Here is a 13066-nt window from a genome sequence, read left to right on the forward strand (position 1 = left end):
TCTACAGAAAGTGGTGGTCTCATGGGGCGGCCGAATCTCAGGCTGGCACCAGGGGTTTTCCGTCTTCGCAACGGCAGCGTGTCCAGGCGCCGGTTTCGAGGCAGTAGAGGGAGAGGGCGCCGCCCCAGACACAGCCCGTATCCAGGCCGATGGCGTTGGGTGTATCCGTTTTCCCCTGCAGGGAAGCCCAGTGACCGAACAGGATGCGATCATTGGCCGCCTTGCGATTCGCGTGGCTGAACCAGGCCGATACCTTTTTGCCATTGCAGGGTGGCTCCGGCCCCTTGTCCACCAGGTCCAGCCAGCCTTCCGCGGTGCAATACCGCATCCGGGTCAGGTAATTGGTGATCACGCGCAGTCGCTCCATGCCCTGCAGTTCCCTGGACCAGACTGCCGGCTCATTGCCATACATACTGCGCAGGAAGTTGACGCAATCCGGCCCGCGCAGCACTTTCTCCACCTCGCGGGCGCGCTTCATCGCCTTCTTGACGCTCCATTGCGGTGGAATGCCGGCATGGACCAGCGTGTACCCGTCCTGGTGATGAATCAACGGGCGGTGGATCAGCCACTCAATGAGTTCTGCACGGTCGGGCGCGTCCAGGATCTGGTCGAGGGTGTCTGACTTGGCCGGGCGCCTGGCGCCGCAGGCCACCGCCAGCAGGTGCAGGTCATGGTTGCCCAGCACCACCACGGCACTGTCGCGCAACTGGTAAAAGAAGCGCAGGGTGTCGAGGCAGTTAGGCCCCCGGTTGACGATATCGCCAACCGACCAGAGCATATCCGTGGCCGGGTCGAACTTTACTGTCTGCAGCAGGCACTGTAGTGGCTCGAGACAGCCCTGAACATCACCTACAGCATAGGTGGCCATATCAATTCAGCGCCGTTGGCGTGTGCAGGGTGAAAGGCGAGATAGGCACTTCGAAGGTGGGCAGTTCCTCCGGCGCCATATCCATCGGTTCGCGCACCACCATGTAATAGCTGCCCTCCATGTAGCCCAGGGGGGTGTTCAGGGTGGCACCGCTGGTATAGCGGTAGGAGTCGCCGGGTGCGATAACTGGCTGCTCACCGACAACCCCTTCGCCGCGCACTTCCTGCACCGACTCATTGGCATCGGTGATTTTCCAGTGGCGCGACAGCAGTTGCACCGGCAGGTCACTGGCGTTGCTGATGGTGATGGTGTAGGCGAAGGTGTAGTGATTGTCTTCAGGATTGGAATGCGTCGGCAGGAAGGTGGTGACCACGCTGACGCCAATCAAGGAGGGGTTGAACGGGCTATTTTGCATGGATGGCGTTCGCGATATCGATAAACTGGGTCAGTTCAAGCGTTTCTGCGCGGGCACCCGGGTCAATCCCGAGTCGCTCCAGGTCAGCGCTATCTATAAGCGCTTTCAGGTTGTTGCGCAAGGTTTTCCTGCGCTGGGCAAAGCTCGCCTGCACTACTTGCCGCAATTGTGCCTGGTCGCACTCGGGCCAGGGGCTGCTCTGCCACGGCGTGAGGCGGACAATCGCTGACTGTACCTTTGGCGGCGGGTTAAACGCCTCCGGGGGCACGTCGAACAGATGTTCTACAGCGCACAGGTATTGCGCCATGATGCCGAGCCGGCCCCAGTGTTTGCTGCCCGGGCTGGCCGCCAGTCTCTGCACGACCTCCAGCTGCAGCATGAAATGCATGTCCCGAATGATCGGAGCGTCCTGCAGCAGCTTGAAAATCAGTGGCGTGGAGATGTTGTAGGGCAGGTTGCCGACCACCCGCAGCGGGGCGCCGGCGCTGCCGAGCGTGTTGAAGTCGAACTTCAGCGCGTCGGCGTTGTGCAGGGTGAAGTGCGGGTAGATGCTGAATGCGGCGAGCAGGCCGGGCACCAGGTCCCGGTCCAGTTCTATGACATCCAGCTGGCACTTCAGCGGCGCCAGGGTTTCCGTGAGCGCGCCCTGGCCCGGGCCGATCTCGACCACGTGATCCTGCTCGCTGGCGGCTATCGCGTCGGCAATGCGGTCGATCACACTGTGATCAGTGAGAAAGTTCTGGCCGAAACGCTTGCGCGGTCGATGAGTGGCGGGCTTGCGGGACATGGCAGCTATTGTACCTGTGGCAAAGGTGAATACTACTGATTGCCGCTAAGCGCAGCAGATTTCTGGTAAACTCTTGGCGTTCAGTTCGGGCCCGCCCCAGCACAACGGAAATGACACACTGCATGACCCTCCGACAGTATTTCAGTCTAATCGATGTCCAGGCGCGGATGCTGTTGAAGGCGGATTCCTCTAAATTCCGCCTCGGCTTTCTGTGGTGGTTTCTCGAACCCCTGCTCTGGGTTTCCGTGTTCTTCCTGGTCTTCAACCTGATTCTTGACTCGGGCCGCAAGTCCGGGGACTTTATCCTGTTCCTGGCCTGCGGCAAGTTCGCCTTTATCTGGTTTTCCAAGACCGTGACCCAGGCCTCCGGCAGCATCGTCGCCAGCCAGGGCCTGGTGGGTAAAGTGAACATGCCCAAATCCCTGTGGCCGATGTCGGCGATACAGGAAAGCCTGTACCGCCAGGCCACCGTCTACCTGCTGCTGTTGCTTATCCTGGTCCTGTTTGGCGTTTACCCGGGAGCGGCCTGGCTGTGGATGCTGCCGGTTGCCGCGGTCATGTACCTGGTCATCGTCGCCTGCGGCCTGATCGGCGCGTGCCTGGTGTGCATTTCCCGTGATTTCCAGAAAGTCATTCCCCTGGCAATGACCTTCCTGTTGTTTACCTCGGGCATATTCTGGGACGTGCGCGAAATCGCTGACCAGGACAAGGCCCGGCTGCTGTTGAATGCCAACCCACTCACCTTCATGGTGGATGCGCACCGGCAGGTGCTGATGTACAAGCAGGCGCCGGACCTGTGGCATCTCGGGCTTATCGCGCTGGGCGCAGTGCTACTGATCGTTGCGGCGATAGCGTACATGCGGCGCAACAGCCAGTACCTGGCGCTGAAGGTGCTGACCTGATGAGTGTTGTCGACAACGACGTCATGCTGGAACTGCGCGACGTGTCCATTAATTTCCGCAGCAGTCCGGGCACCTTCGACCACGGTGTGCACCACGTGCTCGATCGCGTTTCATTCAAGCTGTATGAAAACGAAACCCTGGGCATCATCGGCCGCAACGGGGTGGGTAAGACCACCATGCTGCGGATCATGGCCGGTATCCTCGCGCCCACCAGCGGTGAGGTCATCACCCGCCAGGGCATAGCAGCCTCGCTGTTGACGCTGGGCCTGGGTCATCGCCTCGATCTCAATGGCCGCGACAACGCCATCCTCTCCGCCATGTTGCAGGGCGCGAGCAGGTCCGAGGCGCTGGGCTACCTGGAGGAGATCAAGGCCTTCTCGGAACTGGGTGACTCTTTCGAGGAGCCAGTGAGAACGTACTCCGCGGGGATGAAGGCGCGGCTGGGGTTTACCACCGCGCTGTTGACCCATGTGGATGTTCTGCTGGTGGACGAGATTCTCAGCGTTGGCGACGCGCAGTTCAGGAGCAAGGCCGAAGAGGCCATGAAGCAGCGCATCAGCGGCAAGCAGACAGTCGTGTTCGTCTCACACTCCGCGCCGCAGGTGAAAGACCTGTGCGACCGGGTATTGTGGATCGACCAGGGCCGGATACGTGCCCAGGGTGATCCGGCGGATACCATTGCCCAGTATCGCGATTCGATGAAGCCCGCCCGGGACTGAAACAGCAGCTACGGCAACGCCGCCCGCTGCACAGTCCTCAGGCGATATTCCTGGCGGCCTCGCGTATCTCTTCCCAGCCCGCCAACGCACAACCGAAACCACCCGCAAGATGGCGGAACTGCTCCAGTAGCTGGGCGTCGCTCTGGTCCCCCGGCACCTTGGGTAGGTCGCTGATGGCGGCGACTTCCTGCATGGCCCGGTTCACGTTGGCCGCACTTTCCTGTAGCCAGGATTCCCAGCTCGGGGGGCGGATACTGCCGTCCTGCAGCAGAGTGTTCAGTTTGTAGATTTCCAGGCCCTGGGCCTCTGCCACGTCACGGCGGAACAGGGTGGTCAGGCCGCGGTCATCGGTCTGCGACAGCTGTGTGGCCAGGTTGGCCAGGCCCTGCAGGCGCGTTTCCGGGCTGATACCCAGCTCGTAAACCGTGTGGTCGGTCACGTACTTGCCTACGCTGAACAGGCCCTTGCCGGTTTTCGCTGGCGGCGTCGCCGGTGCCTGTCGTTCCTCGAGCGGCAGGTGCGGTACGCACCAGGTGTAGCTGAGCACGGCCGCCTGTGGGTGCATATGCTCGGTCATCGCCCCGAACAGGTAGTCCTCGCCGCGGAACACCGGGAAATAAGGCGGCAACAGCCGCGCGTTGTCCAGCCCGGTGGCCTGTGACATCACTGCCATCTTGGAAAAGCAGGGTCGGGGGTGGCCGAGCCAGTAGCTGCGCGATGCCAGGGCGCCCTCCAGGCCGCCGGGGAATGCGGCGAGGCGTTTGGCGGTATCGTCCTGGGCAAAGTAGATCCAGTCGGTATCCGGTGATCCGGGGTCGCCCAGGGTGCCACACTGGGTGACCAGGACCGGAGACCCGGCATCCCAGAAACGCAGGTAGCTGGCGCTGGTATCCTGCAGGTCAGCGGGGCTGATGTCGCCCGCGTTGAGCTTCTGCAGGGCCTGGCCCATGTTCAGGCCAAGGCACTGGCTGTGGCCGGCGATAGGGTCGAAATCAGCAGCAGTGGTGCTGGCGAGCATCTCCTGGTGATTGGCGTAAAAATCGGCCTCACGCTCGGCGGTGCCGAACTCAATGCCCGGTTTGCTATGTGGCGAGACCAGGGCGCTGCACAGGACATCATCATCAAGGATGACCGCGCGTTTGCCCACCGACAGCAGCAGGCAGAGGTTCCTTGCCAGGCCATAGGTTTTCTCCCCGGACCAGCGCTGGCGGTCGATGAGGAAGCGGATGCCCTCTTCCCGCTGCGGGCAGGCCGCGATCAGGTCCGCCATCAGTTGCGCGGCCTCTTGCGCGCCGAAGTACTGCATGTCGCGGGGCGATGTAAGGTTGAACTGGGCAACGGCTTCGCGGTTGCGCTCGGCATTGGCTGCATCGCGGGAATCGTCCACCAGGAACAGCGCCTCGTGCCGGCTCAGGTTGCTGGTGCGCAACATGGATTCCAGTAACCTCTCCACCGCGGCCGGGCGATCGCAGGTGATAATGAATGCGCGCGTGGCCGGCAGGTCAACAGCCGGCGCAACCGAAGCGTTGATACGCTCGCACACCGCCGTCGCAGGGGTCATCAAACCGGCGTCGCGCAGCATTGCCAGTACGTTCATCACGTCAGCGGTCTGGCCAGCCAGTTCGGGCACCGTAGAGGTCAGGTGCCTGGCGTGTTGCTCCATGGTGCGGAAGGTACGGCAGGTCTGCATGCTCTGGGCGACAGGCGGCGCGACCAGCACCTGGGCATCGCTGAACTTGTCGATGAGTAACACCGCACCGCTGAGCATGGGTACTACTTCGCATTCGGTGAATGCGTACAGTTCGGGTGCAGCGGCGGGGTCTGGGTTGCTCATGAGTTGCTCTTGGCAGGCTGGAAAAGCGCCAATTCTAGGGCTGTGGGTGGTGGGTGTAAACCGAACGCTGCAATGGCTGCGCTCAAGTGCGGCTGGTTGCGCGTGCAGACATTGCCATTTGCTGCGCCATGCGCAGCGCTGCCTGCAGGCTGGAAGCGTCGGCTTTACCGCTGCCCGCGAGGTCCAGGGCGGTGCCGTGGTCCACGGAGGTGCGCACGATGGGCAAGCCCAGGGTAACGTTCACAGCCTTGCCGAAACCAGCGTACTTGAGTGTAGGCAGCCCCTGGTCGTGGTACATGGCGAAGACGACGTCGCAATCATCCAGCACCTTTGGGTTGAAAGCCGTGTCCGCGGGGAGCGGGCCGGCCAAATCCAGCCCGCGCTCGCGCAGCGTATCCAGGGTTGGAATGATGACCTCGAGTTCCTCCCTGCCCAGGTGACCTCCCTCGCCCGCGTGCGGATTCAGGCCCAGGACAGCGATACGGGGCTGCTCAAGGCCGAACTGGCGGCGCAGGTCCCGGTCCACGATGGTAAGGGTTTCTTCCAGCAGTGCGGGGGTAATGGCATCGGGCACGTCGCGCAGCGGCAAGTGCGTTGTTGCCAGTGCTACGCGCAGGGAGTCACTTGCCAGCATCATCACCACGCGGGGTGTGCCGGTGCGCTCGGCCAGCAGTTCCGTATGGCCGGAAAAGGGAATGCCGGCATCATTGATCACCGACTTCTGTACCGGTGCGGTCACCAGGGCGGCAAAGGTGCCCTCCAGGCAGCCTGTTATCGCTTGCTCGAGCGTCGCGATAACGTAGCCGGCATTGGCGGTCTCAAGCTTGCCGGCGACGCAGGGCGCGGCAAGCGCAACCGGCGCCACGGGCAGTGAGCCGGCGGTATGACGGGCAGGGGGTGCAGAGGGGTCGAAATCAGTGAGTTCGATACGCAGGCCCAGTTGCTGCGCTCTCTGCCGCAGCAGTGCCGGGTCGCCGATGGCCACGATTTCCGCATCCCAGTCCAGCGCCGCAATAGCGAGGGTGATATCCGGCCCTATACCGGCTGGTTCGCCCGGGGTGAGGGCCAGTCTGGGTATCAAGGCAGCGTGCCCCGGCCGCTACTTGATGTCGACAAACGCTTCATCGCGTATTTGCCGCAGCCATGCGTCCAGCTCTTCCTGGTATTTACGCTGGTGCAGGTAGTTCTTCGCCTGGTTACGCACGGCGGTGTCGGTCATATCCTGCTCCCGGCGGTCCAGAACCTCGAGGATATGCCAGCCGAATTCACTGCGTACGGGGTCGGAAATTTCACCTACCGGGGTCGCCGCCATGGCCGCATCAAACTCGGGAACCATCTGCCCGGGGCTGGTCCAGCCGAGGTCGCCGCCTTCCTGTGCCGACCCGATATCTTCGGAGTATTCGCGCGCCAGTTCAGCGAAATCCTCGCCGTCCAGGGCGCGTTGCTTGAGCTCGGCTACCAACGCCCGCGCCTGGTCGTCGCTCATGATTTCGGAGGGTTTGACCAGGATGTGCCGCACATGCGTCTGTGCAACTACCATGTTCTCGCCGCCGCGGCGGTCGGCCATGTTGATCAGGTGGAAGCCGCTCTCCGAGCGCACCAGGTCGGTTTCACCCTTGGCCAGGCCCGGTGCAATGTCCGCGAACAGGGAGGGCAGGTCATCCAGGCGCCGCCAGCCCAGGTTGCCGCCGCTGAAAGCGTAGGGCCCGGGGGCACTCACCGCCTTGTCGAAGGGTGTGCCGGAGCGTATTTCCGCCAATATCCTGTTGACGTAGGCCTCGGCACGGGCGACTTCATCGGCCGGAGCACTCGGGGATACCGCCAGCAGGGCGTGAAGAATCTGGTATTCAGGCTGCGACAGCTTGCGGCCGTCCTCCGTGGCCAGGAAGTTGTCGACTTCCTGTTCGCTGATCTCGATGCGCTGGTTGACGTTGCCGGCCTGGACGCGCTGGATAACGATCTCCTTGCGTATCTGTTCCCGCATCGCCTGGTAGGACTGGCCCTGCGATTCCAGCGCCGTGCGGAACTGCTCCAGGTCCATGCCGTTCTGTGCCGCGACCCGTTGCATGGCGCTGTTGAGTTGGGCGTCGGAAATGCGCACGCCCACCCGCTGGCCTTTCTGTATCTGGATGCTCTCCAGTATCAGTCGGTCCAGTGTCTCGCGGATGAGTACATCCTCAGGCGGCATTTCGACGCCCCGGGACTCCAGCGTTTCGCGCAACTGGTTGAGGCGCTCGCGCAGTTCGCTGGCCATGATCACATCGTCTTCAACGATGGCCACGACCTGGTCAAGCATTACAGTTTCGGCCCTGGCGTTGCCGCCAATGAGGCACAGGGCTGCCAGTAACAGGCAGGGCAGCGTCGTTTTAATATTCACTATCGGTAAAACCTCGAATCATGTCTTTCATGATGCTGCTGGCACGGCTGCCGAAGCCGCCCATGCCTTTGAGCATGATTTGAACCTGGGTGGAATCTTCACGCTCGAGCAGGGGGTCGTTAAAGTCTGGGTTTTCCCCGGAAGCGTTGTCGAAGTAGCGCAGGTAAAGCACCCGCACCCTCCAGCAGCAGCTATCATATTCCACTCCAAACATATCTTCTACGCTGGTGTTGGCCTCGACCGAGTAATTCATCGCTGCAAATACCCGCCAGTTGCGACCGGCAGGCATAAAAAATGACACGTGTGCCTGCTCGGTGGGGGCCTGCTCCGTGTTGACCGTGGTCAGCGGGCGACGGTAGGTGTAGCCGAGGTTGAAGATACTGCCATCGTCACGGGTGTAGCTGGTGAAAAAATTACCCGAGTTCATCTTGTCGCTGTAGGGGTCCCAGATCAGGCTGGCGCGGGCGCTCAGGCGCTCATTGGGATAGTAGGCCACCTCGGCAGCGAGTTCTGAGCCGCCCGTTTCCAGGGGCGGGTCATTCGGCTTCAGCCGGACTTCGCGGTCCCGGAAGTAGAGAATCTGGCCGATGCTGGCATTAAACTCCTCGCGGCCGTCTTCTTCATCGATGAAACGGGTGGTCAGGCCGACCGACAGCTGGTTGGCGTCGTCGATACGGTCACGGCCCGAAAAACGGGTATCACGGAACAGCTGGTTGTAGGTGAAGGTCAGTTCGGCACTGTCGAAATCCGGCTGGTCGCTCTGGTCGTCATAGCCGCTGTAGAGATAGTAGAGCCGCGGCTCCAGGGTCTGCAGCATGGAGTTGCCGAACAGCCTGGTGGGGCGATCAAAATACAGTCCGCCATCCACATTCAGCATTGCAGCTCCAGCATCAGGGCTGTTGTCCTCGAAGTTCCTGTGCTCGTTGAGGTCGTATTTCAGGAATCGGTACTGTGCGGTCGGGCGCAGGAAGCCGTAAGTCCAGAGCATCGGGTAGGCGAGTCCGGCCTCGGTGTAGAGGCGGTTGCCGGTGACTCTCTCGTCGTCTGAATCGAAGGTGGAATACTGGGCCAGGAAAATTGGGTCTATCTCGAATGGGGTGCCGTCCGGCCGGTAGCTGCCGGTAATCTGCGGCAGTTTCTTGTAGTCGTTGTTGATGTCGTCCGCGAGGCTCTGGAACTGCTGCACTTCCACGTTTGCCAGCCAGCGATCACCAAGATAGTCCAGCGCCCCGTATTGCAGCAGCGCGGTCTCGCGTTTCGAATCCAGGCTCGAGGTTTCCAGATCCTTGAGATAATTCACATCACTGGCTTTGCTGTAGTCCACCTGCGAACGCCAGCGCTTGTTGAACAGCCCGTTATGCTTCACCACCGCCAGCCAGCGATCATAGTTGCGATCGCTCGGGTACTCGTCCTCATAGCGCTTGTCGTTGTCCATGAAGGCGCCGCCCACCAGCCAGTCGCCAACCAGCGGATTCATGTAGCGCGCCTTGGCTTCGTGGTTGATGCCGCGTTCCTCGATATAGCGGGGCGAATACAGCAAGTCGTAGTTTGGGGCAATATTGAAGTAGACCGGCACCGACACGTCGATACCACCCCGGGTATCGGAACCGATATCCGGCCACAGGAAGCCCGTGCGACGGCGGTCATCGATGGGGAATTGCAGCCAGGGCGAATAAAACACCGGCACACCGGCGACATCAATGCGCGCGCCGCGGGCAACCCCGAGGCCCTCCTCGACATCCAGTTCCAGCGTGTCTGCACGGATACGCCAGTCATCCCTGTCTTCGTCCGGCGCGCAGAAGCTCAGCTGCCCACCATGAATATGCAGTATACCGGCATCGTCGCGTTCAAGCAGGTCGGCATTGCCGTGCAGGTGTTGCTGGTGCAGTACAAACTGGCTGTTTTCTATGCTCGCTTCGCCGGTCCTGGCGTAAACCCGGGCGCGCTCACCCCGCAGCAGTACCCCGGGCTCGCGCAAGGAAATATTTCCTTCCAGGATTGCCGAGCGCTCCAGCCGGTCGATACTGGCGCTGTCGGCCCGGATGCGGCGATAGCCCTGGTTGGCTTCCACCCCGCCCAGGAAGATGACGGTATTGTCCCGGAGTTCAGTCTCCGCGGTGCGCGCGTTGATGTCGGATGCTTCCGGCGGTGTGGACTGGTCTTCATCCCGCAGCGGGTCAAGATAGCGCCCGTCGCACCGCAGGCACTGGTCGTCGCGCATATCCCTGGGTACGTCGCGCTCTTTGGACCAGTCCAGGGGGTGTGCCTCAGTCGCGGCGCTGGTATCCTGTGCCGTCGCCGGGGTGGCGAAGACGAGCAGTACGGCCAAGCCGAGAACGGTAGTTCCAGTGCGCGGTCGATGGAGAGCAGAACTGAACGTCATTCTTATAAGGGTGTGGTGGCGGGTAAAGGCCGAATTCTAATGCATCAAATGGTCATTGTCCGAGAAATTTTCCCGCGCGGTCTCCGCGGCGGTGCTGCCGTTGACTGACAGCGCCCCGCATCCCGACCTGCTGCCCTGGGCGCTGTCCGTGCTCGGTGACAGTCAGGTACCCGCATTGACGGCGGTGGCGGGCGATGCCAGCGCGCGTCGGTACTTCCGGCTGTCTTTCACCGGAGAGAGCTTCATTGCCGTGGAGTCGCCCCCGGCGAGCGAAAAAAACGCCCAGTTCCTGGCCATGCGCGATGTGCTGGAGTCAGCGGGCCTGTGTGTGCCGGGCCTGGTGGCAGCTGACCTGGAGCGCGGCTTCCTGCTGCTGGGTGACCTCGGCGACAGGCTGCTGCTCGCTGAGCTGGCCGCTGATACTGTAGATGAACGTTACCGTGAGGCCTTTGACGTACTGCAGCGATTGGGCGCGGCCGACCCCGCCGATCCCGATTGGCCGCAGTACGATGAGGCACTGCTGCGTGAGGAGCTGAGTCGCTTTCCGCAGTGGTTTGCCGGGCGCCTGCTCGGTACCGAGGTGCCGCCGGAAGCTGGCTGGGACGCCCTGGTGCGCTGCCTGGTAGACAGCGCACTGGAGCAACCCAGGGTGCTGGTGCACAGGGATTTCCACAGTCGCAACCTGATGCCGCAGGCCAATGGGGCGCTTGGCGTCATTGATTTCCAGGACGCGGTGATCGGCCCCGTCACCTACGACCTGGTTTCCCTGCTGCGTGATTGTTATGTCCGCTGGCCGCCCCAACAGGTGCAGTCCTGGGCTCTCGCTTACCTGGAGCGACTGCTTAAGGCCCAGCCTGACACCGAAATCACGGCAGCGCGATTCTTGCGCTGGTTCGACCTGATGGGCCTGCAACGTCACCTCAAGGTGCTGGGGACGTTTGCGCGGCTCTACCTGCGCGATGGCAAGCCGGCCTATCTCGATGATTTGCCGCTGGTACTGCGTTATGTCAGTGAAGTGCTCGATGCCTACCGCGATTCGATCCCCGAGGTGAAGCCATTTGCCCACTGGTTCGAGTCAGCCCTGGTGCCCGCCGCTGCGGCGCAGGATTGGAGCCAAGGCCGTTGAAAGCGATGATTCTTGCCGCCGGGGTGGGAGAGCGGATGCGCCCGCTCACCGACCACAGCCCGAAGCCCCTGCTGCGGGTGGCAGGGGTGCCGCTGATTGAGCATCACCTCCGGCACCTGGCCCGGGCGGGGTTTCATCAACTGGTGGTGAATGTGTCCTACCTCGGCGAGCAACTGGAAGCGTATTGCGGAGATGGTTCGCGATGGGGCCTGCATATCGACTACTCTCGCGAGCAGCAGCCGCTGGAAACGGCCGGAGGTATACAACAGGCGTTGCCGCTGCTTGGCGATGCACCGTTCGTGGTGTTGAATGGTGATGTCTGGATCGACTATCCGCTGAAACGACTGCGCCACGCAGAACTGCAGCACTGGGAAGCGGCGCGACTGGTGATGGTGGACAACCCGCCACAGCATCCACTGGGAGACTTCGCTCTCGACGACACAGGCCGCCTGCGCTACCGCCAGGAGGGCTGCGTCGGCTATACCTATGCCGGCCTGGGCCTGTTCACGCCGCGCTTTTTCGCTGAGATCGGCGCCGGCAAGCTGGCCCTGCGCCCGCTGCTGGATGCCGCGATTGGCGCTGGTAACCTGGGTGCGGAGTACTACAGCGGCGACTGGGAAGATGTCGGTACGCCAGAGCGCCTGGCGGCACTGGATGCCCGCGTCAGTGCGCAAACTGGTGCCTGAAGTTTTAGCGTGTCTCGTGCCCACGCGATTGAACAGTTAGAATAGCGCCCTCGTCATTTCCCGGAGTCCTGTCATGGCCGACTACCAGATCGCCCCTTCCATACTTTCTGCCGACTTTGCCCGCCTTGGCGAGGAAGTGGATAACGTGCTCGCTGCCGGCGCCGATATCGTGCACTTCGACGTGATGGACAATCACTATGTGCCCAACCTCACTATTGGGCCCATGGTTTGCAAGGCCCTGCGCAACCACGGGGTCATCGCCCCGATCGATGTGCACCTGATGGTCAGCCCCGTTGATCGGCTGATCGGGGATTTCGCCGAGGCGGGCGCCACGTACATAACCTTCCACCCGGACGCGTCCACGCATGTAGACCGCTCCCTGCAAATGATTCGTGACGCGGGTTGCAAGTCAGGCCTGGTGTTCAATCCCGCGATGGGCCTGGATGCGCTGAAGTATGTCATGGACAAGGTCGACATGGTGCTGTTGATGTCGGTGAACCCGGGTTTCGGTGGCCAGTCCTTCATACCCGCCACGCTGGACAAGCTGCGTGAGGCGCGGGCCCTGATCGATGCCTCGGGCCACGACATTCGCCTGGAAATAGACGGCGGCGTCACGCCGGATAATATCGCCGAGATCGCCGCGGCCGGCGCCGACACCTTCGTGGCCGGATCGGCGATCTTCAATCAGCCGGATTATGCCGAGGTCATTGGCCGCATGCGCGCACAGCTGGCATCGATTTAGCCGGCGATATTTCCAGCTGGCATCGCTCCCCGGCGGCCAGGGCAGCCAGGCGCCGCCCGGCACCAATACCAACAATGGCCTCGTTGCCAGGCCGTATTTGCCAATACCGGGCGGCAATGTAAAATAGGCGCACTTTCTATCCGGAGACCGCTGTGCAAACAGCCCTGCGTAACAGCATCGACCAACTCTCGATGCGGGAGATCACCTGCTGGCGATGGTAGCCAGGA

12 protein-coding genes are annotated in these 13066 nt (G+C 62.0%); 5 read left to right on the plus strand and 7 right to left on the minus strand.

Features of this window, described 5'->3' with window-relative positions:
• Positions 1-37 precede the first annotated feature (37 nt).
• The 3 genes from F0M18_RS10950 to rsmA are packed head-to-tail and all read right to left on the minus strand — an operon-like array spanning position 38 to position 2070.
• Positions 38-868, minus strand: coding sequence for a symmetrical bis(5'-nucleosyl)-tetraphosphatase (locus tag F0M18_RS10950; protein WP_149611465.1), 831 nt, complete (start codon positions 866-868; stop codon positions 38-40).
• Between the two features lies 1 nt (position 869).
• A complete protein-coding gene (gene apaG / locus F0M18_RS10955) occupies positions 870-1283 on the minus strand; it encodes a Co2+/Mg2+ efflux protein ApaG (protein ID WP_149611466.1) in 414 nt (137 codons plus the stop codon).
• A complete protein-coding gene (gene rsmA, locus F0M18_RS10960; protein WP_149611467.1) occupies positions 1273-2070 on the minus strand; it encodes a 16S rRNA (adenine(1518)-N(6)/adenine(1519)-N(6))-dimethyltransferase RsmA in 798 nt (265 codons plus the stop codon). Before rsmA ends, apaG begins: the two co-directional genes overlap by 11 nt.
• A gap of 122 nt (positions 2071-2192) precedes the next feature.
• Between rsmA and F0M18_RS10965 the strand changes: the two genes are divergently transcribed.
• Together F0M18_RS10965 and F0M18_RS10970 are read left to right on the plus strand one after the other, a co-directional pair.
• Positions 2193-2972, plus strand: a complete 780-nt coding sequence (locus F0M18_RS10965) for an ABC transporter permease (protein ID WP_188109689.1) — start codon at positions 2193-2195, stop codon at positions 2970-2972.
• A complete protein-coding gene (locus tag F0M18_RS10970) occupies positions 2972-3691 on the plus strand; it encodes an ABC transporter ATP-binding protein (RefSeq protein ID WP_262500914.1) in 720 nt (239 codons plus the stop codon). The genes F0M18_RS10965 and F0M18_RS10970 overlap by 1 nt, the downstream gene beginning before the upstream one ends.
• 37 nt (positions 3692-3728) lie before the next feature.
• Here F0M18_RS10970 and F0M18_RS10975 read toward each other — a convergent pair whose 3' ends face one another.
• The 4 genes from F0M18_RS10975 to F0M18_RS10990 form a co-directional block, all read right to left on the minus strand.
• Positions 3729-5525: a hypothetical protein gene (locus tag F0M18_RS10975; protein ID WP_149611468.1), complete on the minus strand. Its 1797-nt coding sequence runs from the start codon at positions 5523-5525 to the stop codon at positions 3729-3731.
• A gap of 82 nt (positions 5526-5607) precedes the next feature.
• On the minus strand, positions 5608-6606 hold the full coding sequence (gene pdxA / locus F0M18_RS10980) for a 4-hydroxythreonine-4-phosphate dehydrogenase PdxA (protein WP_149611469.1): 999 nt from the start codon (positions 6604-6606) through the stop codon (positions 5608-5610).
• 18 nt (positions 6607-6624) lie between these two features.
• Positions 6625-7902 carry a peptidylprolyl isomerase gene (locus F0M18_RS10985; RefSeq protein ID WP_262500915.1) on the minus strand — a complete coding sequence of 426 codons (1278 nt, stop codon included), beginning with the start codon at positions 7900-7902 and terminating at the stop codon, positions 6625-6627.
• Complete coding sequence (locus tag F0M18_RS10990; protein ID WP_262500916.1) at positions 7892-10231, minus strand: LPS-assembly protein LptD; 2340 nt, start codon at positions 10229-10231, stop codon at positions 7892-7894. The genes F0M18_RS10985 and F0M18_RS10990 overlap by 11 nt, the downstream gene beginning before the upstream one ends.
• Positions 10232-10340: 109 nt before the next feature.
• Between F0M18_RS10990 and F0M18_RS10995 the strand changes: the two genes are divergently transcribed.
• The 3 genes from F0M18_RS10995 (at position 10341) to rpe (ending at position 12839) form a co-directional block, all read left to right on the plus strand.
• Positions 10341-11411, plus strand: a complete 1071-nt coding sequence (locus F0M18_RS10995) for an aminoglycoside phosphotransferase family protein (protein WP_262500917.1) — start codon at positions 10341-10343, stop codon at positions 11409-11411.
• A 5-nt stretch (positions 11412-11416) separates the two neighbouring features.
• Positions 11417-12097: an N-acetylmuramate alpha-1-phosphate uridylyltransferase MurU gene (murU, locus tag F0M18_RS11000; protein WP_316838472.1), complete on the plus strand. Its 681-nt coding sequence runs from the start codon at positions 11417-11419 to the stop codon at positions 12095-12097.
• Between the two features lie 73 nt (positions 12098-12170).
• Positions 12171-12839 (plus strand): ribulose-phosphate 3-epimerase, encoded by a 669-nt coding sequence (rpe, locus tag F0M18_RS11005; RefSeq protein WP_149611472.1) that lies wholly within the window; start codon positions 12171-12173, stop codon positions 12837-12839.
• Positions 12840-13066 lie beyond the last annotated feature (227 nt).

The organism is Pseudohalioglobus sediminis (assembly GCF_008370495.1).
Lineage (GTDB): Bacteria > Pseudomonadota > Gammaproteobacteria > Pseudomonadales > Halieaceae > Halioglobus.

Coding starts and splice junctions, on each gene's coding strand:
- apaG (WP_149611466.1), bottom strand. CDS start 1,283: ATGCAAAATAGCCCGTTCAACCCCTCCTTGATTGGCGTCAGCGTGGTC.
- rsmA (WP_149611467.1), bottom strand. CDS start 2,070: ATGTCCCGCAAGCCCGCCACTCATCGACCGCGCAAGCGTTTCGGCCAG.
- F0M18_RS10950 (WP_149611465.1), bottom strand. CDS start 868: ATGGCCACCTATGCTGTAGGTGATGTTCAGGGCTGTCTCGAGCCACTA.
- rpe (WP_149611472.1), top strand. CDS start 12,171: ATGGCCGACTACCAGATCGCCCCTTCCATACTTTCTGCCGACTTTGCC.
- F0M18_RS10970 (WP_262500914.1), top strand. CDS start 2,972: ATGAGTGTTGTCGACAACGACGTCATGCTGGAACTGCGCGACGTGTCC.
- F0M18_RS10975 (WP_149611468.1), bottom strand. CDS start 5,525: ATGAGCAACCCAGACCCCGCCGCTGCACCCGAACTGTACGCATTCACC.
- murU (WP_316838472.1), top strand. CDS start 11,417: ATGATTCTTGCCGCCGGGGTGGGAGAGCGGATGCGCCCGCTCACCGAC.
- F0M18_RS10965 (WP_188109689.1), top strand. CDS start 2,193: ATGACCCTCCGACAGTATTTCAGTCTAATCGATGTCCAGGCGCGGATG.